Below are 24,133 nucleotides of genomic sequence, written 5' to 3'. Positions count from 1 at the left end.
TTGATTTGCTCACCCGCCGCAGAGGCTTGAAGAGCAGCTTGGCCGCCGGAGGGCTTTGAAGAGATGCGGTCGTGTCAGCCCGCCGTGTTCACCATCGAAGCCGCCGCGTACGTCAGGTAGTTCCACAGCGTGCGCTCGTGTTCCTCGGAGAGGTTCAGGTCCTCCACCGCCACCCGCATGTGCTTCAGCCACGCGTCGTGTGCCGCGCGGTCCACCTGGAACGGGGCGTGGCGCATCCGCAGGCGCGGGTGGCCGCGGTTGTCGCTGTAGGTGCGGGGGCCGCCCCAGTACTGCATCAGGAACAGCGCGAGGCGCTCCTCGGCCGGGCCCAGGTCCTCCTCGGGGTACATGGGGCGCAGCAGCGGGTCCTGTGCGACGCCCTCGTAGAAGCGGTGTACGAGGCGGCGGAACGTCTCCTCGCCACCCACCTGCTCGTAGAACGTCTGCTCCGTAAGCGTGTCGCGCGGGATCTCAGTCACCCCTCCATGCTCTCAGACGCACCGGCCGGGGACCGGGGTCCTAGGACCCCTTCGACTCCGGAGCGGGGGTCGCCGTTTCCCGGTTGTCGCAGGACAGTGGACATATGGGCGCAGAGCACACCCGAGACCTCGAGCAGCTCGCCGTACGGGCGCGGGCCGGACTCGTGCGCGAGATCGATCACAGTGGTGCCTGGGACGCCGACCCGGTCTGGCGGGAGGCGTTCGCGGAGGTGCCGCGGCACCTCTTCGTGCCGTACTACTTCCTCGGCGTGCCCGGAGGCTACGAACGGCTGTGGGGCGAGCACCCCGACCCGGAGCGGCGCGAGCGCTGGCTGCGCGGCGCCTACGCCGACGAGCCGCTGGCCACCCGGCTGCGGGACGGGGAGCTGGTGTCGTCGAGCAGCCAGCCGTCCCTGATGGCGCGGATGCTCGCCGAACTGGGCGTACGGGACGGGGACCGGGTCCTGGAGATCGGTGCGGGCACCGGATACAACGCGGCGCTGCTCGCGCACCGGGTCGGTGCGGGGAACGTCACGTCCGTGGACCTCGATCCGGAGGTCGCCGAGTCCGCCCGCACCCACCTCGCCGCCGCCGGGTATCGGCCGACCGTCGTCGCGGGCGACGGGGCGCGCGGGTGGCCCGACCGGGCGCCGTACGACCGGATCATGGCGACGTGCGCGCTGCGCTCGGTGCCGGCCGCGTGGCTCGGCCAGTGCGCGCCCGGCGCGCGGATCCTCGCGCCCCTGTCGACCGGGATCGTGGTCCTCGATGTGCGGGACGTGGATGACATGGAGGGGGCGTACGAACAGGTCCCGTACGCGGAAGGGCGGTTTCTGCATACCTCCGCGTACTTCATGGCGTTGCGCGGCGGCGTCGACCGGGCGGCTGAGCCGCAGGTCGGAGGGCTGCCGCATCCCGTGCTGCGCGACGAGTTGTTCCGGTTCCTGCTGACGCTGACGTCGGGGCACCTGGACCCGCGGGACGCGCTCGCGCTGTGGGAGCGCGAGGGGCGACCCGTGCGCGAGCGGTTCGGGGTGACCGTGCGCGGCGACCGCCAGTGGGCCTGGCTGGACGATCCGGATGGGGCTCATACATGGGAGTTGCCGGGCACCTAGCGGGTGCCCGGCAACGTCCTATGACTGTGTGTGCTCAGCCGCGGCGGATCGTGATCGTCGTCCACGCTCCGACGTGCACCCGGTCACCGTCCTGCAGCGGCACGGGGACGAACGGCTGGATCGGTTCGTCACCGCCGTTCACGGTCGTGCCGTTCGTCGAGTTCTGGTCGACGACCGCCCACGTACCGTCCGGCTGCTGCACGAGCACCGCGTGCTGGTGCGAGACGCCCGGGTCCTCCGGCGGCACCGACAGGTCGATGTCGGGGGACTCCCCGGTGGAGTGCCGGCGCCGGCCGATCGACAGCTGGTTACCGGTGAGCTGGCGCTGCTGCTCCGGCGAGTACGCGGGCAGGTTCAGGCCCGAGGCCTCGGGGCCGCTGCGCTGCATCATCGCCATGAAGTAGTCGCGGTCCGGGCCGATCGTCGCCGACCACGCCAGCGGGCCCTGCGGCTGCTGCGGAGGCTGCTGCTGGAACGGCGGCGGGGTCGTCGAGGGCGCCGACGGGTCCGACGAGGGAGGCGGAAGCATCCAGTCGTCCCCGTTCGTCCCACCGGGACCACCAGGACCACCAGGACCACCAGGACCACCAGGGCCGCCCGGACCACCATGACCGCCGAACGACGGGTTCGGCGGCGGAGGCGGCGGGCCCTGCGGGTCGTGGTGCTGCGGGAAGCCGGGCGGCGGGGGCTGCATGGGCCCCGGCTGCACGGGCTGCGCCGGTCCGGGCGGCGGGCCGGGCTGGCCGTGCGGTCCCGGCGGCGGACCCGGCTGCGCGGGCGGAGCCGGGGCGGGGGCCGGAGCCTGCTGCTGGAAGCCCTGCGGGGCGCCGCCACCGGTCTCGTACTGGCCGGAGCCGTCGAAGGACTGCGGGGGCGGCGGCGGGGTCTGACCCGACGGCTCGTTCCCGAACGGGGGCGGCGGGATCGGCTCCGCGGGCCGGTTCATCTGCGAGGGCCGCGAGCCCTGGTACTCGTACGAGTCCTGGCCGGGCGGCGGCTGCTGCTGGAAGTGCAGCGCCGGGTTCGGGCCCTGCGGCTCCTGGTGGGGCGGCGGGAAACCGGGGCCGCCCTGGCCGCCCGACGTGGGCAGCGGCGGGTTCGGGGCCGCGGGCGTGTACGACGTCGCCGTGTTCGTGAGGAAGTTCCAGCGGCACTCCTCGCAGAACGGCGCGCCTCCCTCACGCGGCGTACGGCACTGCGGGCACAGTTCGGGCGCACCGGCCCCACCCTGCGGCGTCTGAGGCGCGGCCGGCTGCGGGTAGCCGTAACCGGCGGCCGGGGGTGGCGGAGGCGGCGGGGGCACGGTACCGGCCATGCGGTGACCGCAGACCTCGCACCAGTCTTCGGAACCCGACTGGTGTCCGTTCGGGCAGGTCGGCATGTCGGCGCTTCCCCCTCTCCTTCAAGTGCAAGCAGGGCTTGCCGTAGTGCGTGGGTGGTTATTTTTTGACGCGAACCGTCTTGGTCGACCGGGTCTCGAGAGTCATCTCGTCGGCGTCCGCGACCTTCGCTTTCAATCGAACAGTACCTTCCGCGGCGTCCACCACGTCCACCACCTTCGAAAGCAGCTTGGCCGTATCCGCGTTCCCCGAGAGGGCCGCCAGCTGCACCGCACGGCCCAGCTTCGCGGTCGCTCCGTCCATATCGCCCGACTTTCGGGCGTCAAGTCCCTGCTGGATGGCGTCCGCCAGTTCGGCCTGGCCCGTGTAGTGGGCAACCTGCGGGTTGATCGACGTAGAGGCTGCCATGTCGTCCGTCCACACCGCACGTACGAGGCCCTGCGACAGCGTCTGCGCCGAGCCGTCCGGCTGCGGGATCACCAGGGAGACGCGGGCGGCGAGCATCTCCTGGCCGAGATCGGCCTCCGGGACCTGTACGCACACGTGGTAGTCGCGGGACTCGTCGCCCCAGGAGCCGGTGGGGTAGTCGCCCGCCCGCGGGCCCACCTCGGTGCGGCGCTCCGTCAACTCCTCGACCGTGGGCGCGACTTGCTTCACGAACTTGATCTCGGTGCCGACCGGGGTCCACAGGCGCAGGGCGACGTCCGCGATCTCCTTGCCCATCGCCGTCTCCATCATCTGCGTGAAGTCCTCGGCGAGATGGGCCGGATCGGCAACGATGTCCGCGGTGCCGAGGAGCGCGGAGGCGATGCCTGTTACCTCCTTCACCTCCCAGTCCGTGCCGACGCCGCGGGCGTCACACGTGAAGCGGCCCGCGCTCGCGTCCAGCGCCGCGCGCAGATCCTCCGGCGACTCGTGCTCGTTGCGCCCGTCGGTGAGCAGGATGCCGTGCCTGATCGGCACGTCCGCCGAGGCCAGGAGCCGGTCGGCCAGTTGCAGCCAGGTGCCGATCGCGGTGCCGCCGCCCGCGGAGAGCTTGCGCAGCGCCTGCTTGGCCTGCCCGCGGGTGGTGCGGTCCGCGACGGCGAGGCGGCCCTGGCCCGGGTAGATCTCCTTGGCGACGTGGGTGCCCGCGATCACCGCGAAGTGCACGCCGTCGCGCAGCGCGTCGATCGCGGCGGCCGAGGCCTCGCGCGCGCCGCGCATCTTGGTGGGCGGATAGTCCATCGAGCCGGAGCAGTCCACCATCAGCGCGACCGCGGCGTCCGTGCCCCCGCCCGCGACGCTGAACAGATGGGGGGCGCTGACCGCGCCGCCCACGGTGCCGCCCCCGGTGGAGGTCACCGTGACGATCGCGTTGACGTCACGGCCGCCCTCCGGCAGAAATTCGTTCTGGTAGACCTCTACGGCGAACTGCGGTCGTTGCGACTTCGAGAAATTGGCCATGGCGACATGTCCCCCCTGAACAAGACCATTTGTGCGGCTTTCCCGCGCTACGCCGATCCTGCCCCCGACTGCGGCACAGGGAACGGCAGCACCGCCACTGTTACGTTGTCGTGGCCCCCGCCGTCGAGGGCGTGGCCGACCAGGACCTGTGCGCTGTGCAGCGGATTGCGGGCCGCGTCCGCGGGCAGTACGCGGGCCATCTCGTCGGCGGACTCCGCGTAGTTCCACAGCCCGTCGGTGCAGACCACGACCACTCCGGGGCGGTCCGGCTTGAACGACGCGGTGTGCGGCTCCAGTTCGTACGCGTCCGCGCCGAGCCAGCCCGTGATCGCGTGCGCCCGCTCGTCCGCGTACGCCTCCGCCTCGCTCATCAGGCCCGCCGCGACCATCTGCGCGGCCCACGAGTCGTCCTCGGTGAGCCGGGCCGCCGGCGCCTCGCGGTCGTCGGGCACCCAGTAGGCGCGCGAGTCGCCGATCCAGCCGACGATGAGCAGCTCCTTGGTGACGACCGAGGCGACGAAGGTGCACGCCGGGGCGTTCTGGTGCGGCTTGTGCTCGCGGGCCGTCTCGGGCTCGTCCGCAAGGGCGTTGACCGCCTCGGCGGCCACGACGATCGCCTCGTGCATGGCCTGCTGCGGGTGCGTGCCGCGCGGCAGCGCCTCGTGCAGCGCCTCGGTGGCCGCGCGGGACGCGGCGAGCGACGCGTCGTCGGGCCGGGTCGCCGAGGACACCCCGTCGCAGACCACGGCGACGACGGCAGCGGAGCCGTCGGGCAGCGCGGCCGAGGAGATCACGAACGAGTCCTCGTTGCGGTGGTGGCGCAGGCCGCGGTCGCTGACCGCGGCGACCGCGCCCAACTCCTGCTCCATGTGGTCGCGTTCGCGGGGCTGGGCGTGCCCGCAGTTCTCGCAGTAGCCGTCCGGGTCGACGTGCCCGGAGCGGCAGGCCACGCACAGCTTGGTGCCGGCCGGCGGGGTCGCGGCGCCGAGTTCCTCGGGCGTCGCGGTGCGCGGGTCGGGTGCGGCGATCCTGAACTCCTCCTCGGACGGCGGACCGTCGAAGCGTACGGCGGCGGGCAGTTCGGAGCCGCCCGAGTCCGTGCCCTGCAGATCGGTCGGCAGGTGCACCGGGGCGGGCAGGTCCGAGCTGTCCAGGTCGGGGGCTGAAGGCCACTCGACGGAAGCGGGCTCCCCGGCGGAGGCCGGCTCCTCGACGGAGGCGGAAGCGGGCTGTTCGGCGGCATCGCGCCCGGCGTCCTGCGCGCCCGACCGCGGCGGAAGCCCGGTCGAGGAAAGGTCGTATCCGCATGCCCCGCAGAAGCGATCGGCCTCCTCCAGAGGCTCCTCGCAGCTGGGACACACTGACATAGCGGCCGCCTTGTGCGTCTGCGACATCCTCACACCCACGTCCGGGGGCGGTAGCGGTTGGCCCGCTCCACCAGTTCGATCCTCTCCTCGCCGCGCTGAGCGAGCCTGGCCAGGGTCCGGTACGAGCGTTCGAGACCGAGGCGGAGACCGCGCTCGTCCAGATCGCTGCCGAGCACCGCCGTGCGCACGGGACCCTGCGGCGGACCGGAACCCTGCCTACCGGAGAGTACCCAGTCCAGAGCCGTGCCGAGCACCTCGGTGGACAACTGCTCGCGGCGCACCGCGTCGAGGCCGAACGCGTCGAGCGCCTCGACCTGTCCCGCGGCGGCCGTCAGGTCGTGCAGCAACGGGTCCCCGTTCGCCCCCTGCGCCGTCCGCCCGCGCAGCCGCGAGCGCACCGCGGCGACCCGCGCCGCCGTGTAGTGGATCGACGACTCGGGCACCGACTCCAGGGTGCGCACCGCGCCGACCCGGTCACCGGCGGCGAGCTGCACGCGCGCGAGGCCGAACGCCGCGCTGACGTAGCTCGGGTCGGTCGACCACACGAGGCGGTAGTACTCCGCCGCGTTGTCGAGCTGGCCGAGCACCTCCGCGCAGACGCCGAGCGCCAGCTTCGGTGCGGGCTCGCCGGGGAACGCGTCGTATATGGCGTCGAAGGACAGCGCCGCGTTCGTGTGGTCGCCGGTCGCGAGCGCCGCGACGCCCCGGTACCAGACCACACGCCAGTCGTCGGGATGGTCGGCCTCAAGGGCCGCCAAGCCGCGTGCCGCGGAGTCGAGTTCGCCCATTTCGAGGCGGGCCCGCAGTTCCCGCAGGCGCAGTTCGAGGGAGTCGGCGGGCGCCGCGTGCAGGGCCGCGATCAGCTCGGCGGGGGCCGAGGCCATCAGGCCCGCGAGGAACCCGGCGTTCGGATCGCCCGGATCGACGTGCGGCACCGGGAGCGCGAGCGCGGTGCCCTGCGCCTGCAGCGGCTTGACGATCTCGGTGGACGAGGGCGGCAGTGCGGGCGCGGGGGGCGGCGGGGGCAGCGCGGCCGCCCCCTTTCCCGGGCGCTTGCCGTTCCGTGCGCGTACGGGGGTCTCCCGCGCCCCGAGCGGCGACACCTCGCCTTCGAGCCGGCCGAACAGCTCCGTGTCCGTGACCTTCACCTCGGGCCCGAACAGCGTGGACAGGGCGGGCCGCGGCCGGTTCGTCTGCAGCGCGACGACCTCGCGCAGGACGCCCGTCAGCTGCTCGGCCATCTCCTGCGCGGAGGCGAAGCGGCGGGCGGGGTCCGGGTCGGTGGCGCGCACGAGGAACCGGTAGAACGACTCGTACGTACGGAAGACCTCGATGTTGTCGGGGTCGGGCAGGGAGTCCACGAACACGTTCGTGTAGCCCTGGAAGTCGAAGGTGAGCAGGGCGAGCGTACGGGCCACGGTGTAGAGGTCCGAGGCGATGGAGGGCCCCACCTCGGCGACCTCGGGTGCCTGGAAGCCGACGGTCCCGTAGATCGCGCTCTCGTCGTCGTCCATCCTGCGGACCGCGCCCATGTCGATGAGCTTGAGCTGGTCCTCGGTCTGGATCGCGTTGTCGACCTTGAAGTCGCAGTAGAGGAGATTGCGGCTGTGCAGATGGCCGAGCGCTTCGAGCGCCTCGATGCCGTACGCGCACGCCTGCTCCACCGGCAGCGGGTCGCGCCTGCCCTCGGGGGTGCGCCGCTCGTTGGCGATCTCCTTGAGGGACTTGCCGCCCACGTACTCCATGACGATGTAGCCGTCGAGGGAGCCGGTGCGCTGGTCGAGGTGCTCGACGAAGTTGTAGATGCGGACGATGTTGGAGTGCTCGATCTCCGCGAGGAAGCGGCGCTCCGAGATCGCGGCGGCCATCGCGTCCTGGTCGCCCGTGTCGAGCAGGCCCTTGAGGACCACCCAGCGGTCGGACACCGCGCGGTCGACGGCGAGATAGACCCAGCCGAGGCCGCCGTGAGCCAGACAGCCCACGACCTCGTACTGGCCGTGCACGACGTCGCCCGTGGCGAGCTTCGGCACGAAGGAGTACGGGTGGCCGCACTTGGTGCAGAACCCTTCCGTACGGCCCGGTCGCTCGCCCCGCGAACGGCCCACCGGGGCACCGCAGTCGGACCTCGAACAGAATCGCTTCCGCTCGGGCACCTCGGGGTGCTCCTGCACCATCGCGCGCGGATCGGGCCGCGGCACGTCCGGCACATTGACCAGGCCGACGCCGAGCCGCGCCCGGCCCGAACCGCTCGCGCCCGCCCCGGAGCTGCGCACCGACACCGAGCGCGACGTCGAACTCCCGGACAGGGAACGGGAGAGCCGACCGGACACCGACCTGCGGGACTGCGAGGAGCGCGCCGAGGTCCTGGCCGAGGCACGCGAACTGGAGCTCTGCGAGCCGCGATGCCCGCCACCGGCGATCCCGGTCGGCTGTGAGGCCACCATGCCGCTCGGTGACACGACCGGCGCGAGCCCGCACATGTCGCAGTACAGCTCGCCCCCGCCCATGTCCTCGTACGAACCGGTACAGCCGGGCCGCTGGCAGGAGGACGCCGCGGCCGGCGCGGCCACGGGGGCGGCCGCCGGGCGCGCTGCGGGCCGGTGGGTGGGGGCGCTGCCCCTGTAGGTGCCGCCGTCCGTCTGCGGTTTCAGGCCGCACGTGTTGCAGTACAGCTCGCCGCCCATGTCTTCGTACGTGCCCGTGCAACCTGCTCTGCCGCACTTCTGTGGCGCCACGCTCACGTCTCCCCCCTGGCCGTTCTGTCGGCGGGCGCGGACAGCGTGTCCGCCGCCGCCCGTTGATACCGCAGCACCGCCGCCTCCGCGGCGCGCAGATTGCAGGGCGCGCTCCACAGCATGCGGCGCGCCGCGTCGTACCGCTCCACCAGGAACGGGTCCTCGGCGAAACCGAGCCTGGCCACCTTCGCCTTGTACGCGTCGAGCCGCCCGCGCAGCTCCGCGCGGATCGCCAGCGGAGCCGTCACCGCCGTCAACGACTCACGGGCGCGCAGCAGTTCGTCGTCCGCCTTCGACTCAAGGGACTCCAGGAGGGGCGAGAGCCGGTTCCACTGGCCGTGCCTGCGGTACTCGGCCGCCGTCGCCAACTGCTCCTGAAGCACCGTCGGCGGACCCGACACCGCCGGCACGTCCGAACCGGCTATCTTCGCGAGCACCTCGCCGCGCGCCGACCGCGCCTCCGCGAGCGTGCGGTCCGCGCGCGACAGCACGTCCCGCAGCCGGCCGAGCCGCGCCTCCGCGTCCTGTCGCACACCGAGCACGGCCTCGATCTCCCGGCGTACGTCCTCCAGGGCGCGGGCCTCCCGGTCGTACGCCGTGGTGTCGGGACGGCCGCCGCCGGGGGCCGAACTCCCGGAGGCCTTCTGCCAGTACGCGAGCGGGTCCGACACCACTTCCTCGCGCATCCGGGTCAGCGAGGCGGTGATCCGCTCCAGGTCGTCGCCCGCCGGATGTTCCCCGGGGCGCACTCCTACGGAGTGCGCGAGCTGCCGGGTGCGGGCCAGCTCGGCGGCGAGCATGTCGATACGGGCGGGCAGCGCCGACCACACCGCGTCGGCGGCCACCACCATGTCGAGGGACGAGGCGTACAGCGTGTTCATCCGGTCGACGAGCGCGGCGAGCGTGAACTGCTCGGACAGCTTCGCGGGCCCGGTGATCGAGGGTGAGGTGCCGCCCGCGCCGGGGCCCGGCGCGATGGTGACGGACTCGCCGCGCAGCAGCTCCGTCAGCTCCGACAGATCGCCGCGGCTGGGCAGCCGGCGCCGCGAGCGGATCTCCCGCGCCGTGCGCAGCGCGTCCGCGTACGCGTCGAAGTACGCCCACAGCAGCGTGATCTCCTGGTCGGCCGAGGCCCAGCGCTCCTGGGTCGTCCCGGTCAGCCGGGCGCCCTCCAGGAGTCTGCGCCCCGCGTGGTCCTGCAGGGCGAGCAGGGACGTCTCGATCGCTTCGTGCTCCGCGCCGAGCCGGGCCAGGGCACGGTCCACCTCGTCCCGGTCCATCACTGGGCCGGCGGGTCCCGCGACGCCCATCGATCACCTCTCGCTTTTCCGAGTCTCCGTCAAGTCCCTGCCGCGCCGCCTTGCGTGTCCTGCCTGCTCCTACTGGTACTTCGGCGCGGGCGGCCCCGAAGAGGAGCCGAGCGCCGGCTTCAGCCAGTGGTCGTACGACTTCTGCCAGCCGTCCGACTTGCGGTAGTCCACCAGCACCTGGTTGACCCGGCGCACCAGGTCGTCCGCGCCCTTCTTCATGGCGACGCCGTAGAACTCCTCGGTGTACGGCTCGCCCTTGAGCTGCACCGTCGGGTCCTGCGCGGCCTGGCTCGCGGCGAGCGCGCCGTCGGTGACCACCGCGTCGACCTCGCCGAGCTGCAGCCGCACCAGGCAGTCCAGCTGGTTCGGCACGGTCGTGGAGATGTCGGTGCTCTGCGGGAGGCCGCCCTCGTCGACCGGCTTCTTCTTGCCGTCCTCCAGCGAGGACTCCGCCGTCGAACCGGCCGCCGTGCAGACCCGCTTGTTCGCGAGCGAGGCGCCGTACCCCTTGATGTCCTTCGAGGCCTTCGGGGCGAGCACCTGCTGGCCGGTCTGGAAGTACCCGGTGGAGAACGCGACGTCCTTCAGGCGGTCGCAGCTGATGGTCATCGTGCGGACCACCATGTCGACGTCGCCGCGCTGGATCGCCGGGATCCGCTCGTTGGTGGGAATGGCGCGGAAGCGGACCGCGTCCCGGTCGCCGAGGATCTCGCCCGCGATCTCGTGCGCGAGATCGATGTCAAAGCCTTCCAACTCGCTGGTCTTCGCCGTGCTGTTGGGATCGCGGTAGCCCCAGCGGTAGCTGTTCTGGTCGACGCCGACCGAGAGATAGCCGCGGTCCTTGACGGCCTGCACCGCGCTGCCGCTCTCACTGCTCGAGGGGGAGAGGCTGCGCTCCGGCTCCTTGCCCTTCACCGAGGGGTCGCAGTCCTCCGCCCTGGCCTGCCGGCCGTCGGCGACACCCCCGGACGCGTAGCTCGACGTGCCGCTGTCCGTGGGGCGGGGCTGCTGGGTCAGCGGGAGCAGCAGCGCGAACACCGCCGTCAGGGCGCAGGCCACCGCCATGGCGGCCACGCCGCCCCAGCCGCGCAGAGTCACCTTGCGCGCCGTCCTTCGCTCGTCCATCACCGCACCCCCTCTCACCGGTACTCCGAAAGCCTGCGTCCGATGCCGAACACCGCGCCGGCCGCGGCCAGCACCGCCAACACCGCCGCCCCCACGGGCAGTCCGGTCATCGCGTCGCGACCGCCGCCCGCATCCGCGCTGAACTGACGCTGCTCGTGAACGAGGGCCGTGTCCAGATTCTTGTCCACCAGATCGAAGCATTCACCTGTCGGCTTGTCCTTCTTCGAACCGATGATCTTGTCGAGCGCGCCCTGGTAGTTGCCCGAGTCGTCCTGCTCCCGAGCGTCCTGGTGACGCTTGCGCCACTCCTTCATGCTGTCGTTCGCCTTGGTCACGGGCGCGCGGCCCGTGGTGTCGCCCTCGTCGTCGGCGAGCGCGTACGCGGCGTTCAGCTTGCCGGCGAGCGCGGTCATCTCCTGCTGGAAGTCGACGTCGTACTTGTCCTTGGTCTCGCCGTTCACGGACACCGTCTCCGCGCCACGGCTGACCAGTGTCAGGTTCTCGCTGCCCCGCGCCTTCAGGGACGCGATGCTCGCGTCGTGCAACACGTTCAAGGACCGTACGCCATGGTCGTAGGACGAACTGAGTCCGCTGCGCGCGACGGTGTGACCGACGACGAGCCACAGCAGCACCACGGTGGACGCCGCGGTGGCGGCGACGAGCCCCTGGTTGAACACCCGGTTCGTACGACGGTAGTTGCGTCGCTGCGCCCACGCGAGACCCGCGAGGGCGAGCACACCGAGGAAGATGGCGATCCACGGGTAGGGCGTCGCCGAGTCGTAGTCGTCGCGCAGCCGCTGGTTCTCCGTCTTGTAGAGGTCCTCGGCGGCCGGGAGCATCTCGGTCTGCATCTTCTCGTTCGCGTACCGCAGATAGGCGCCGCCCAGCGGGAAGCCCTGCCGGTTGTTGGCCCGGGCGCGCTCGATGAGGCCCTTGTACTGCGGCAGCAGCTTGTTCAGCTTCGCGATCGTCCCCGCCGAGCGGGTGCCCGGGTCGGTGCTGGTCGCCGCGGTCACGAGCTTGTCCGCGGCGTTCCTGATGTCGCGCTCGTACCGGTCGCGCGCCGCAGCCGGTTCCTGGCCCCCCGCCAGGAAGCCGCTGGACGCCGCGGTGTTGGCGTCGGCGAGCGAGCGGTAGATGTCGGCGGCGTCGGCGCTCAGCGGCTGGCTGGAGTGCAGCACGTCGTCCGCGGCCGCCGAGCGGTCCGTCATCTGCCACGCCGTCGTCGCGCCGAACGCCACGACGAGCAGCGCGAGGACGGCACCGATGATGCGCAGCCGGCCCGGCTCGGTCGTGGCCGCGGCCTTCAGCCGGTCCACGCCCTCCGCCCAGGCGGTACGCCGCCGGGGCACGGGTGCGCCGGGTGGCCCGGGTGGGCCGCCCCGCTGCGGCTGCGGTGGCACGCCCGGAATCGGCGGCGCGGCGGCGGGGCGCTCCGGCGGCGCCGCGCTCCCGTTCGACGGGTATGTCACTTCGACCCTCCCCCATGGTCGTACGTCGGTCGCAAGTATCGCTTCCGCGACTGACATCCGCACGGGCATTCGCTGGATCTTGTGCGGAAGCGCTCCGCTGTGGAACACGTGGGGGCGGGGGGTTCGGTTCCCTGGTTGTGTCCGCGGCGACGGGGTCGAGGTTGCGGGGCGCTGCCCCGGACCCCGCTGCTCAATCGCCGCAGGGGCTTTATTTGTGCGGACTTGGGCTTGATCGTGCGTAATGTGCCCGGGTGCGGGCGTGGACCTCGGGTGGGGCGCCCACCGCGTCCAGGCCCAGTAGGGCTGCTCCCAGGACCGGGCGTTCTGTCACCACGCGGGGGATTGCGTGCGGCGCCTGGGTGGAGAGCAGCGTGCGTACGCGGTCGTTGAGTTGGGGGTGTTGGGCTGCCAGGACGCTGCCGCCCAGGAGGACCGGGGCCGGGTCCTCCAGGAGGTCGAGGCGGCGTAGGGCCACTGTTGCCATTGCCACCACCTCGTCGGCCATGCGCTCGACCAGGGAGCGGGCCACCGGGTCCTCGTCCGCCGCCGTGGCGAAGAGGACCGGGGTGAGTTCGTGGCGGCGGGCAGCCGGGATGTGGCCCAGGTGCAGCGCCTCGATCAGGGCGTACATGGAGTCGAGGCCGAAGTGGGCGGGCAGGGCGTGCATCAGGGCCGTCGGGTCGCCGCGGCCGTCCTCCGCGCGTGCGGCGAACCAGATGGCCTCCTCCGCGAGGCCGCCACCGCCGCCCCAGTCGCCGGAGAGCCGGCCGATCGCGGGGAACCGGGCCGTGCGGCCGTCGGGCAGCATCCCCGCGCAGTTGACGCCCGCCCCGCACACGACGGCGACGCCGCGTGGCTCGGCGTCCTCCAGGAGCCCGGCGCGCAGCACGGCGAAGGTGTCGTTGCGTACGTCGACCCGTGAGCCCCAGCGGCGTTCGGTGAGCGCCTGCGCCAACTCCCGTTCCTCCACCGGCAGGTCCGCGTTGGCCAGGCACGCCGATACATGGTCGACGGTGCCCACGCCCGCCTGCGCGAAGGCGCGGTCGACCGCCTCCGCCAGGACGTCCACGGCCGGCCGCACGTTCGCCCGGTGGGGCTGGAACCCGCCGCCGCGGGCCGTGCCGACGACGGTGCCGTCGGCCGCGACCACCGCGACGTCGGTCTTGCTGTTGCCCGCGTCGATGGCGAGGACGGTCATGCCCACGCGAGATGCTCCCGGTTGTGCGCGATCAGTTCGTCCGTGAGGCGGTCGGCGTATTCGATCTGGCCGATGAGGGGGTGGGCGAGCAGCGCGTTGAAGACGCGGTCCCGGCCGCCCTTGAGGGCCGCCTCCAACGCCAGGTCCTCGTAGGCGGTGACGTTCGCGATGAGGCCTGCGTAGAGAGGGTCCAGCTTCCCGACCGGCAGGGGCTTCGCACCCTTTCCGTCGACCGCCGCCTGGACCTCGATGACGGCGTCGTCGGGGAGGAAGGGGAGCGTGCCGTTGTTGTACGTGTTCACGACCTGGTGCGGGCTGCCGCCGCCACCGAGCAGGGACGCGGCCAGGTCGACCGCGGCCTCGCTGTAGAAGGCGCCGCCCCGCTTCGCGAGCAGCTCCGGCTTCTCGTCGAGGGTGGGGTCGCCGTACATCTTCAGCAACTCGCGCTCCATCTCCGCCACTTGAGCGGCGCGGGACGGCTTCGTGCGCAGCTCTCGTACGACCGCGTCGTGCTGGTAGTAGTAGCGCAGGTAGTAGGACGGGACGACGCCGAGGCGGTCGACGACCGCGCGGGGCATGTGCAGGTCCTCGGCGATGGCGTCGCCCTGCTCGGCGATCAGGCGCGGCAGGACGTTCTCGCCGTCGGGGCCGCCGAGACGCACGCCCAGCTCCCACGTCAGGTGGTTGAGGCCGACGTGGTCCAGGTGCACCTCCTGCGGCGTCACGTCCAGGAGCCGGGCGAACTTCCGCTGGAAGCCGATCGCGACGTTGCACAGGCCGACGGCCTTGTGGCCGGCCTGGAGCAGCGCCCGCGTCACGATGCCGACCGGGTTGGTGAAGTCGATGATCCAGGCGTCCGGGTTGGCGCGGCGCACGCGTTCGGCGATGTCGAGGACGACGGGCACGGTCCGCATGGCCTTCGCGAGGCCGCCGGCGCCGGTCGTCTCCTGGCCGACGCAGCCGCACTCCAGCGGCCACGTCTCGTCCTGGTTGCGCGCTGCCTGCCCGCCGACGCGCAGCTGGAGAAGGACGGCGTCGGCGTCGGCGACGCCCGCGTCCACGTCGGACGTCGTACGTATAACGCCAGGGTGTCCCTGCTTGGCGAAGATGCGGCGGGCGAGGCCGCCGACGAGTTCGAGGCGGTCGGCGGCCGGGTCGACGAGGACGAGCTCCTCGATCGGCAGCGTGTCCCTCAGCCGCGCGAACCCGTCGATGAGTTCGGGTGTGTAGGTCGATCCTCCGCCGACCACGGCGAGCTTCATAGAAATCCCTTAGCCCTTTACTCCGGTGAGGGTGACGCCTTCGACGAAGGCCTTCTGTGCGAAGAAGAAGACGAGGCAGACCGGCGCCATCACCAGGAGCGTGGCCGCCATCGTCAGGTTCCAGTTGACGCTGTGCGCGGACTTGAAGGACTCCAGGCCGTAACTCAGCGTCCAGGAAGCCGGGTTCTGGGCCGCGTAGATCTGCGGCCCGAAGTAGTCGTTCCAGCAGTAGAAGAACTGGAAGAGGGCGACGGCGGCGATGCCCGGCTTGGCCATCGGCACCACGATCCTCAGCAGCGTGCGCAGCTCGCCGCAGCCGTCGACCTTCGCCGACTCGATGTACTCCTTCGGGATCGTCAGCAGGAACTGACGGAGCAGGAAGATCGAGTACGCGTCGCCGAACGCCATCGGGATGATCAGCGGCCACAGGGTTCCGGAGAGGTGGAACTGCTGGGCCCACACCAGGTACATCGGGATCACGATGACCTGCGGCGGCAGCATCATCGTCGAGATGACGAGGAGCATCGCCGTGCGCCGGCCGCGGAAGCGGAACTTGGCGAGCGCGTACGCGACGGGTATCGCCGAGCACACGGTGAACAACGTGCCGAGCCCCGCGTACAGCAGCGAGTTCTTCCACCAGTCGAGGAAGCCGTCCGTCTGGAGGACCGCCTTGTAGTTCTCCCAGTGCCAGGAGTCCGGCCACAGATCGCCGCTCATCGCCTGCCCGTCGCTCATCACGGACGTCAGGAAGACGAACACGAAGGGGAGGACGAAGAGCAGCGCGACCGCGATCGCGATGCTGTGCACGGCGATCCAGTTCAGGATCCGCTGCCTGCGGGCGCGGCGCGCGGCGGGGCCGCTCTCGGGTGCGGGAGAGCTGGTGACTGCGGGGCCGGGCCTCAGTGTCGTAGTGGTCATGTCGATCAGTCCTCCGCCGCGAGCAGACCCGAGCGCTTGCGCATGAGCAGCGAGGTCACGGCCATGGCAATGGCGAACAGGACGAGCGAGAGCACGCACGCCGCGCCGGTGTTGAAGTTCTGGAAGCCCATCGAGTAGACGAGCTGGGGGACGGTGAGCGTCGAGTGGTCGGGGTATCCCGGCTGGATGACGGTGCCCGGTCCGATGGAGACGCCGGAGGCGATCTTTCCGGCGACGAGGGCCTGCGTGTAGTACTGCATGGTCTGCACGACGCCCGTCACCACGGCGAACATGACGATCGGGGTGATCGAGGGCCACGTCACGTAGCGGAACTTGGCGAAGGGACCGGCGCCGTCCAACTCGGCCGCCTCGTACTGCTCCTTGGGTACGTCGAGCAGTGCGGCCATGAAGATGACCATGAGGTCGCCGATGCCCCAGAGGGACAGCAGGACGAGCGAGGGCTTGGCCCAGGTGGGGTCGTTGAACCAGTTGGGGCCTTCGATGCCGACCTTGGCGAGGATCTCGTTGACCGGCCCGCTGCCCGGGTTGAGCAGGAAGACGAAGGCGACGGTCGCGGCGACCGGCGGCGCGAGATACGGCAGATAGAAGGCGGTCCGGAAGAATCCGACGCCGCTCTTGATCTTGGTGACGAGCAGCCCGAGCGAGAGCCCGAACACCACGCGCAGCGCCACCATGACCACGACGAGCCACACCGTGTTCCACAGGGCGGGCCCGAACAGCGGCATGTCCCGGAACACGTACACCCAGTTCCGCAGCCCCACGAAGGTCGGCGCCTTGATCTGGTTGTAGTGCATGAACGAGAAGTAGACGGTGGCGAGCAGCGGATAGGCGAAGAAGGCGCTGAATCCGATCAGCCAGGGGGAGAGAAAGCCCACGGTGCGCAGTCTGCGGCGGGCAGGCCTGGAAAGGGTGAGTGCCATACGAGAATGTCCCGTTCCTCAGTTCTGCGACTGCAGGGTGTCGGCGTCGATGAGTTTGTCGAGGCGCCGCAGACCGGCCTTCAGGTCATGGACCTCGCCGGCCTCCTCGCCGTAACTGAAGTCCTGCAGCTGCGTGATGTACATGCCGCCGTTCGTGGAGGGCGGCATCACCTGGCTGTACTTGTTCTTCGCGATGCCGAGGAAGGTGCGGAACGTCGGATCGGCGTCCAGCTTCGGCGACTTGAGCGCGGCGAACGTCGACGGCACGTTGTGAATGGCGTTGGCGAAACTGACGACCTGATCCGTGTCGGAGGTCAGGAACTTCACCAGCTCCCAGGCCGCGTTCTGGTGCTTGCTGCTGTGCGCGATACCCGTGACGGTGCCGGTCAGATAGCCGCGCCCGTACGTCTCGGCCTGATCGTCGGGGACGGGCAGCGGCGCGACGCCCCAGTCGAACTTGGCCTTCGCGTCCTTCAGCATGAGCCCGCGCCATTCACCGTCCATGTGCATGGCCAACTTGCCGCTGAGGAAGGCGTTCTGGTTCGACATCTCGTCGCCGAACGACGTACGGAACTTCTCCAGGGCACCGTATCCGCCCTGCGCGTCCATCAACTTCTTCGTCGTCTTGAAGTAGTCGTACGTGGCGGGTTCCTCGGCGAGCCGCGAATTGCCCTTCGCGTCGAAGTACTTGGGGCCCCACTGGGCGAAAAGACGGTCCGGACTGTTCTGGTAGAGCCGGAAGTTCGGCATGAAGCCGACGCGCTTGTACGAGGACCCTTCGCGCGCGGTGAGCTTCTTGGAGTCGGCGATGAACTCGGACATGGTCCGGGGCGGACGCTCGATGCCCGCCTCCTTGAACGCGTCCTTGTTGTAGTACATGCCGAAGGCGTCGGCGAGGAGCGGCAGGGCGCACTGATTGCCGCGATAACTCGTGTAGTCGAGAAGGGACTTGGGGAAGACCTTCGTCTTGTCCATTCCCGTCTTCTTCATGAACGGGTCGAGGTCGACCCACATGCCGGAGTCGCAGTACTGGCCGACGTTGTTCGTGGTGAAGGAGGACACGACGTCGGGTGCCTCGTCGCCACCGGCCCGCAGGGCCTGATTGGTGGTGGCGTCCGTGACATTGCCGGTGGCCCGCACCTTGATGTTCGGGTGCAGCTTCTCGAAGCGGGCGATCGACTCGTTGATCGCTTTCACCTCGCCGGGCGCCGACCAGCCGTGCCAGAACTTCAGCGTGACGGGCCTGGTCGGGTCGTCGGCGGAGCTGCCGGTACTCGGATTGGCGCAGCCGGCGAGCAGCAGTCCGGCCGCGGCGAGCCCTACGGGCGCGCGCAGGGGTATGCGCCATCGCGGCATGGCGAACGTCCTTTACGTGTACGGGGGTTGGGGGAGTGGTCCAGCGGTCAGGCGTTGCTGGTGTCGAAGACGGTGGCGCGGGCCTGGGTGAGGGCGGTGCGCAGGGCGCCGGTGAGGATGGGGTCGCCGGCGAGGTCACTGATGCGCAACTGGGGGCGGGGCAGGGCGAGTCCGGTGAGCTGTTCCTCGACGCGGTCGCGCAGGGCGTCGCCGCCGGCCCGGGCGACCTGCCCGGACAGGACGACGAGTTCGGGGTCGACGACGGCGACGACGGCGGCGAGGCCGGTGGCGAGCCGCCGGGCCACCTCGTCGAGGACGTCCTGCCGGCCGAGAGCCTCGGTCAAGTTCTTGACGCCACCGGCGAGTTCGCGGATCGCGGCGGCCGCGACGAGGCTCTGCAGCCCGCCGCCCCCGTCCGAGCGGGCGACGGCGTCGGTGCCGCCGCGCGCCAGGGGAGCCCCGGGCAGCGGCATGTAGCCGATCTCGCCCGCGCCGCCGGTGGCCCCGCGCAGCAGGGTTCCGCCGAGCACGATCGCGGCGCCCACGCCCTCGTCGACGTAGGCGAGCACGAAGTCGTCGTGGTCCTGCGCGGCGCCCTCGTACTGCTCGGCGATCGCGGCGAGGTTGACGTCGTTCTCGATGGAGACGGGCGTGCCGAGCACCTGGGCGAGGTCGTCGCGCAGCGTGCGGGAGTGCCAGCCGGGCAGGTGCGGGGCGTAGCGGAGCTGGCCGGTGCCCGGGTCGATGGCGCCGGGGGTGCCGATGACGGTGGCGGTCAGGTCGCCGTGCCCGAGCCCCGCCTGGGCCAGCGCCCCGTCGACGGCCTCGGCGACGAGCTGGGCGGTGCGGTGCCGCACATCCTCGCTCACGGCGTGGGCCTCGATGCGGCGGCGGCCGCGCTCGGCGCCGGTGATGTCGGCGACGACGGCGGTGATGCCGGTCGGGTCCGCGGAGAGGGCGGCGACGTGCGCGGCGCCGGGGTCGATCTCGTACAGCAGGGCGTTGGGACCCGGGCGGCCGGTCTGGCTGCCGGTGGTCCGGACGAGCCCGGCGGATTCGAGGCGGCCGAGGAGCTGCGAGGTCGTCGGCTTGGAGAGGCCGGTCAGCTCGCCGATCCGGGTGCGGGTGAGCGGGCCGTGGGCGACGAGGAGGTCGAGCGCGGCGCGGTCGTTCATGGCGCGCAGGACGCTGGGGGTGCCGGGGGTGCCTGGGTTGGCAGCCATCGTGGGGGACCCGCCTCCTCGTACTGTTAGGAAACTTTCCTATCGGGGTGCGAGGAACGTAAGGCGCCTGTGTGGGGGACGTCAATAGGTGAGCGCCCTCAACTGGGTCAGGGACGCCAAAGGAGAAGGGGCCGCGCACTTCACGTGCGCGGCCCCTTCGACTCCTCAAGGCAGCTGGGACGACAAAGACCCGGATCGAAGTTCAGGCTGAGATGCCTTCGATCCGGGCCAGGGCCTCGTCCGCGCCGAACGGCTGCAAGTACGGCAGCCAGCGCGGATCCCTGTGCCCGGTCCCGATGATGCGCCAGGCCAGGCCCGACGGCGGAGCCGGCTTGTGGCGCAGGCGCCAGCCGATCTCCACCAGGTGGCGGTCGGCCTTGGTGTGGTTGCAGCGGCGGCACGACGCCACCACGTTCTCCCAGGCGTGCTGACCCCCGCGGCTGCGCGGGATCACGTGGTCGACGCTGGTTGCGACGCCACCGCAGTACATGCACCGGCCGCCGTCACGGGCGAACAGTGCGCGTCGGGTCAGAGGAACGGGCCCCCGGTAGGGAACCCGGACGAATCGCTTGAGCCGGACGACGCTGGGAGCGGCGACAGTACGTGTTGCGCTGTGCATGAAGGCGCCGGACTCCTCGAGGCACGTGGCCTTGTTCTCGAGGACGAGTACGAGCGCGCGGCGGAGCGGTACGACGCCGAGGGGCTCGTACGACGCGTTGAGGACCAGGACATGCGGCACGGATGCCTCCTTGTACGCCGGCGGCGCGTGGCTCGCGCCGGGACGATCTCCTAGCCAGTCTCCCCTCACGGCTGGTCATGGCGCCACCATGTCCGCGTAACGGCCTTGGAGTGTTTTCGACCACACACTCCTTCATTCCCCGCCCGGACCTGGTGAAGACCCTTGGTGCGCCACGCGGGTTCACGTGACCACTGTCTCTCCGTGGAAAGTGACGACGATCCACACACAATGCCCCGTTAGTGTGGTGGTTCTGCCCGCTCCTGTCCCCGAGCTTCGCCCCGAGGCGGGCAGATGGCTACGCCTGGAGGTACCTGCCGTGATCTTGTCCGTCCTGTCGGCCACGGGGGCGAGCGACGCCTCGTCCGACCCCGAGAAACCCACCCTCAAGGACGCCCAGGAGCAGGCCGGACAGGCCGCCGGCTGGGTCGAGCAGAACTGGTCGACCTGGCTGAGCGTCGGTCTGCGGATTCTGCTGATCGTCGTCATCGCCTTCGTGCTGCGTGCCGTGATACGCCGCACCATCACCAAGTTCGTCGAGCGGATGAACCGCAGGAGCGAGGCTGGCGCGACGTCCGCGCTCGGTGGTCTTCTTGTGAACACGGAGCGACGCCGGCAGCGCTCGGAGGCCATCGGCTCCGTGCTGCGCTCCGTGGCCTCGTTCCTGATCCTGGGCACCGCCGCGCTCATGGTGCTCGGCGCGTTCAAGATCAACCTGGCGCCGCTGCTCGCGTCCGCGGGTGTCGCGGGTGTCGCGATCGGTTTCGGTGCGCGCAACCTCGTCACCGACTTCCTCTCCGGCGTCTTCATGATCCTTGAGGACCAGTACGGCGTCGGGGACACGATCGACGCGGGCGTCGCCTCCGGTGAGGTCATCGAGGTCGGCCTGCGCGTGACGAAGCTGCGGGGCGCCGAGGGCGAGATCTGGTACGTGCGCAACGGCGAGGTCAAGCGGATCGGCAACCTCTCCCAGGGCTGGTCCACCGCGGCCGTCGACGTCACCGTCCGCGCCGACGAGGACCTCGACAAGGTCAAGGAGACCCTGACCGAGGTCGCCGAGACCATGAGCAAGTCCGAGCCGTGGAACGAGATGCTGTGGGGCCCGGTCGAGGTGCTCGGCCTGGACAGCGTGCTGCTCGACTCCATGGTGGTGGGCGTCTCCGCGAAGACCATGCCCGGCAAGTCCCTGACCGTCTCGCGCGAGCTGCGCTGGCGCATCAAGCGGGCCTTCGACGAGGCGGGCATCCGCATCGTCGGCGGCGTCCCGGCCCAGGTGGACGGCGAGGCGGTGGCCGACCCGGCGGCCGGGGTGTCGGCCCCGTCGGCCTACGCGTCGGCCACGTCGCCGCAGTCGATGGCGGCGTCGCCGATACCGCCGGCGAATCTTTCGAAGTAGCCAACGGGCCTACGAGGACGGGGGCGCGGGAGAACTTCTCCCGCGCCCCCGTCCTCGTATCCGGAGCCGTCACGCCACCCTGAGCCGCGACGGGTGTGTCGAGCGGTGCAGCAGCGGCAGCGCCGTGGCGGTGGCCAGCAGGCAGGCCGCGCCGACGCCCACCGGGACGAGGAGCGGCAGCGCCCAGGGGACGGACTGCCCCGCGATCCTCGCGTACGCCGTGTGGATCGCCGTGCCGCCGAGTGTCGCGAGGACGAGGGCCGGGGTCAGCGACAGGGCCGTCTCCAGGAGCAGCGCCCGCGTCAGGATCCGGCGCGGCACCCCGGCCGCGACCTGCGCGGCGAGCGCTCGGCGCCGCGAGGACAGTGACTCGGCGGCGCCGACCGCGAGCGCCGCCAGGCTGATCAGCAGGGCGATCAGCACCGCGGTGGCGGTGAGGTTCAGGCCGTACGTGTAGTAGCCGACGTCCTGCGGCACGCCGGTCTCGGCCTCGTTCGCCGCCAGTTGGTCGAGCATCACCTCACGGAGCCCGGCCAGGCCGACCCCGACGACGGTGACCAGGATGACGGCCGCGTGGCTGCGGGCCGCCGACCAAGGGTCCTCCTGCAGTCGGTGCGCGGCCAGCAGCACAGCGGGACGTTCGGTGCGCGGAGCGAACCGCCGCCCGATGAGCCGGGCGGCCGTCCCCGCGACCCAGATGGCACCCGTCCCGCTCAGCACCACGGCGCCGACCACGAACAGCGGCAGGGACGCGGCCGTACCGGAGCTGCCGCGGACGAGGACCAGGCCCGCGCCGAGCATGACGAGGACGACGGGCAGCAGAAGCCCGAGGAGGAGCCCGGGACCGCGCCCCGCCCCCTCCCGCCGCACGTGCCCCAGCGGCGAGGCGATGACCCGGCGCAGCGCCACCGCGCTCACCAGGACGCCGAGCACCGGCACCGCGAGCGTCACGACGGCGGCGCCCAGCCATGCGACGGGGTCCACCGCCCGGTCCACGCTCAGGGCGGCCGTCGCGAACCCCGCGTATCCGATGAGCGCCCCCGCCAGGCACGCGAGCCCGGCCTCCAACGCCGCGATCCGCCGCACCTGCTTCGGGCCCGCCCCGGCGAGCCGCAGCCCGGCGAGCCGCCGGTCGCGGTGGACCGCGCCGATCCGGGCGCACTGCCCGAGGAAGCCGAGCACCGGGACGAGGAGCAGGAGCAGCCCGGCGACGACGCCCCGCCGTGTGCCCGGCTGGTCCAACAGGCCGTTCCCATAAGGGAACTGGACCTGGCCGCGCACGCTCGCGAGGGCCACGGCCGCGCACGCGAACCCGGTCGCCGCCGTGGCGCCGAGCGCCGTGAGCACCGCCCGCCGCCGCTCCAGGCGGTCCGCGCCGCGGGTCAGCAGCCACGCGAGGCGCAGATCGGATCTCAGGCTCATCGCGCCGCCTCCGCCGAGGTGGCCGGCGCGGCGGACGCGTCCTGCGTCGCTCCGTCCAGCAGCCGCACCTCCCGGTCCGCGTACGCCGCCACCTGCGCCTCGTGCGTCACCAGGACCACGGCCGTGTGCGTCTCCCGGGTCGCGTGGACCAGGGAGGCGAGGACCTGCTCGGTGGCCAGCGAGTCGAGCGCGCCGGTCGGCTCGTCGGCGAAGACGACCTTCGGCTCCGTCACCAACGCCCTTGCCAGGGCGACCCGTTGGGTCTGTCCGCCGCTCATCGCGCCGGGCCGCAGCTCGCGCTGCCCGCGTACGCCGAACCGCTCCAGCCACGCGTCGGCCTCCGCCTGCGCCGCGGCGCGCGGTCGTCCCGCGAGCAGCAGCGGCAGCGCCACGTTGTCCAGCGCCGTCAACTCCGGGATGAGCTGGCCGAATTGGAAGACGACGCCGAACTCGGTACGGCGCAGCTCGCTCAGCCGCTCCTCGTCGAACCGGTGCAGGGGTTCGCCCGCGTACGTCACCGTGCCCTCGTCGGGGCGCACGATGCCGGCCAGGCAGTGCAGCAGCGTCGACTTTCCGCTGCCGCTGGCGCCCGTGACGGCGACGAACTCGCCGGGGCGCACGTCGATGCCGACGCTGCGCAGCGCCGGGGTCTTTCCGTACGCCTTGGTCAGGCCCTCGGCGGACAGGAGGGAGGGAGTGCTCATGTTGCAGTGACCTCCGCGGTCAAAGTGGCGAGCCTGGCCGCCGTGGACGCCATCCAGCGCAGGTCGGCGTCGAGGTGGGCCAGGGCGTAGTCGGCGGACAGGACGGTGGTGAGGTCCGCGCCGGGGTCGGTCTTCAGCGCGGTGAGCTCACGCATGCGTGCCATGTGGGCGGTGCGCTGTTCGTGCAGATGGGTGTCCGGGTCGGCGCCCTGCTCCGCGACCAGGATGGAGACGACGACCTTGGCGAAGATCTCGTTGGTGACGTGCGGCGCGGGCGGGGTGATCTCCCTTGTCCAGTCGAGGAGTTGGCGCGTCCCGTCGACCGTCACGCGGTAGAGGGTGCGCTCGGGCCCGCCGTCGGAATCGGTGCCCTCGACCTCCACGAGGCCGTCGCGGACCAGGCGCTGGAGTGTCGTGTACACCTGCGCGTAGGCGAGCGGGCGGGCCTGCGGGAATCGTTCGTCGTGGCGTCGCTTGAGGTCGTAGCCGTGGCGCGGACCGGAGGCGAGCAGCCCAAGGAGGACATGGCGGGTGCTCATGCGAGGAAGTATGTACCGCGTATATGTATCGAGTACATAGTTGCCGCGG

The 24,133-nt window shown here is 71.4% G+C and carries 20 protein-coding genes; 2 read left to right on the top strand and 18 right to left on the bottom strand.

Annotated features, from left to right (window positions below; all coding sequences use genetic code 11):
• Positions 1–74 precede the first annotated feature (74 nt).
• A complete protein-coding gene (locus ACYSUO_RS11120) occupies positions 75–479 on the bottom strand; it encodes a globin (RefSeq protein ID WP_266719538.1) in 405 nt (134 codons plus the stop codon).
• A gap of 104 nt (positions 480–583) precedes the next feature.
• Here ACYSUO_RS11120 and ACYSUO_RS11115 point away from each other — a divergent pair, with 104 nt between their 5' ends.
• On the top strand, positions 584–1,594 hold the full coding sequence (locus tag ACYSUO_RS11115) for a methyltransferase domain-containing protein (protein ID WP_461775894.1): 1,011 nt from the start codon (positions 584–586) through the stop codon (positions 1,592–1,594).
• A gap of 34 nt (positions 1,595–1,628) precedes the next feature.
• Here the strand turns inward: ACYSUO_RS11115 and ACYSUO_RS11110 are convergent, their stop codons facing one another.
• The 14 genes from ACYSUO_RS11110 to ACYSUO_RS11045 all read right to left on the bottom strand — a co-directional run bounded on the left by ACYSUO_RS11110 (position 1,629) and on the right by ACYSUO_RS11045 (position 20,026).
• Positions 1,629–2,975, bottom strand: coding sequence for an FHA domain-containing protein (locus ACYSUO_RS11110; RefSeq protein ID WP_461775893.1), 1,347 nt, complete (start codon positions 2,973–2,975; stop codon positions 1,629–1,631).
• 58 nt (positions 2,976–3,033) lie between these two features.
• Positions 3,034–4,380 (bottom strand): vWA domain-containing protein, encoded by a 1,347-nt coding sequence (locus ACYSUO_RS11105; protein WP_461775892.1) that lies wholly within the window; start codon positions 4,378–4,380, stop codon positions 3,034–3,036.
• A 47-nt stretch (positions 4,381–4,427) separates the two neighbouring features.
• Complete coding sequence (locus ACYSUO_RS11100) at positions 4,428–5,747, bottom strand: protein phosphatase 2C domain-containing protein (protein WP_461775891.1); 1,320 nt, start codon at positions 5,745–5,747, stop codon at positions 4,428–4,430.
• A gap of 29 nt (positions 5,748–5,776) precedes the next feature.
• Complete coding sequence (locus ACYSUO_RS11095; protein ID WP_461776021.1) at positions 5,777–8,254, bottom strand: serine/threonine-protein kinase; 2,478 nt, start codon at positions 8,252–8,254, stop codon at positions 5,777–5,779.
• A 230-nt stretch (positions 8,255–8,484) separates the two neighbouring features.
• The gene (locus ACYSUO_RS11090; RefSeq protein ID WP_461775890.1) at positions 8,485–9,792 is read right to left on the bottom strand and encodes a coiled-coil domain-containing protein; all 1,308 of its coding nucleotides are present in this window, start codon (positions 9,790–9,792) and stop codon (positions 8,485–8,487) included.
• A 69-nt stretch (positions 9,793–9,861) separates the two neighbouring features.
• Complete coding sequence (locus ACYSUO_RS11085) at positions 9,862–10,917, bottom strand: glutamate ABC transporter substrate-binding protein (protein ID WP_461775889.1); 1,056 nt, start codon at positions 10,915–10,917, stop codon at positions 9,862–9,864.
• 14 nt (positions 10,918–10,931) lie between these two features.
• Positions 10,932–12,389: a hypothetical protein gene (locus ACYSUO_RS11080; RefSeq protein WP_461775888.1), complete on the bottom strand. Its 1,458-nt coding sequence runs from the start codon at positions 12,387–12,389 to the stop codon at positions 10,932–10,934.
• 208 nt (positions 12,390–12,597) lie between these two features.
• Positions 12,598–13,587, bottom strand: a complete 990-nt coding sequence (locus ACYSUO_RS11075) for an N-acetylglucosamine kinase (protein WP_461776020.1) — start codon at positions 13,585–13,587, stop codon at positions 12,598–12,600.
• The gene (locus ACYSUO_RS11070; protein WP_461775887.1) at positions 13,584–14,849 is read right to left on the bottom strand and encodes a 6-phospho-beta-glucosidase; all 1,266 of its coding nucleotides are present in this window, start codon (positions 14,847–14,849) and stop codon (positions 13,584–13,586) included. The genes ACYSUO_RS11075 and ACYSUO_RS11070 overlap by 4 nt, the downstream gene beginning before the upstream one ends.
• Positions 14,850–14,858: 9 nt before the next feature.
• A complete protein-coding gene (locus ACYSUO_RS11065) occupies positions 14,859–15,767 on the bottom strand; it encodes a carbohydrate ABC transporter permease (protein ID WP_461775886.1) in 909 nt (302 codons plus the stop codon).
• A gap of 5 nt (positions 15,768–15,772) precedes the next feature.
• Positions 15,773–16,708: a carbohydrate ABC transporter permease gene (locus tag ACYSUO_RS11060; protein ID WP_461775885.1), complete on the bottom strand. Its 936-nt coding sequence runs from the start codon at positions 16,706–16,708 to the stop codon at positions 15,773–15,775.
• 18 nt (positions 16,709–16,726) lie between these two features.
• Complete coding sequence (locus tag ACYSUO_RS11055) at positions 16,727–18,064, bottom strand: ABC transporter substrate-binding protein (protein ID WP_461775884.1); 1,338 nt, start codon at positions 18,062–18,064, stop codon at positions 16,727–16,729.
• 47 nt (positions 18,065–18,111) lie between these two features.
• A complete protein-coding gene (locus tag ACYSUO_RS11050) occupies positions 18,112–19,287 on the bottom strand; it encodes an ROK family transcriptional regulator (protein WP_461775883.1) in 1,176 nt (391 codons plus the stop codon).
• A gap of 202 nt (positions 19,288–19,489) precedes the next feature.
• The gene (locus tag ACYSUO_RS11045; protein WP_326023161.1) at positions 19,490–20,026 is read right to left on the bottom strand and encodes an HNH endonuclease; all 537 of its coding nucleotides are present in this window, start codon (positions 20,024–20,026) and stop codon (positions 19,490–19,492) included.
• Positions 20,027–20,342: 316 nt separating this feature from the next.
• Here ACYSUO_RS11045 and ACYSUO_RS11040 point away from each other — a divergent pair, with 316 nt between their 5' ends.
• Positions 20,343–21,419 carry a mechanosensitive ion channel family protein gene (locus ACYSUO_RS11040; protein WP_461775882.1) on the top strand — a complete coding sequence of 359 codons (1,077 nt, stop codon included), beginning with the start codon at positions 20,343–20,345 and terminating at the stop codon, positions 21,417–21,419.
• A 69-nt stretch (positions 21,420–21,488) separates the two neighbouring features.
• Here the strand turns inward: ACYSUO_RS11040 and ACYSUO_RS11035 are convergent, their stop codons facing one another.
• From ACYSUO_RS11035 to ACYSUO_RS11025, 3 genes are read right to left on the bottom strand one after another with little or no spacing between them, the layout of a single operon-like run.
• A complete protein-coding gene (locus tag ACYSUO_RS11035; protein ID WP_461775881.1) occupies positions 21,489–22,841 on the bottom strand; it encodes an FtsX-like permease family protein in 1,353 nt (450 codons plus the stop codon).
• On the bottom strand, positions 22,838–23,545 hold the full coding sequence (locus tag ACYSUO_RS11030) for an ABC transporter ATP-binding protein (RefSeq protein ID WP_461775880.1): 708 nt from the start codon (positions 23,543–23,545) through the stop codon (positions 22,838–22,840). The genes ACYSUO_RS11035 and ACYSUO_RS11030 overlap by 4 nt, the downstream gene beginning before the upstream one ends.
• On the bottom strand, positions 23,542–24,084 hold the full coding sequence (locus tag ACYSUO_RS11025) for a PadR family transcriptional regulator (RefSeq protein ID WP_461775879.1): 543 nt from the start codon (positions 24,082–24,084) through the stop codon (positions 23,542–23,544). Before ACYSUO_RS11025 ends, ACYSUO_RS11030 begins: the two co-directional genes overlap by 4 nt.
• Positions 24,085–24,133 lie beyond the last annotated feature (49 nt).

This window comes from Streptomyces sp. UC4497 (genome assembly GCF_054871485.1).
This window is presented reverse-complemented; position numbering and strand designations above follow the sequence as displayed.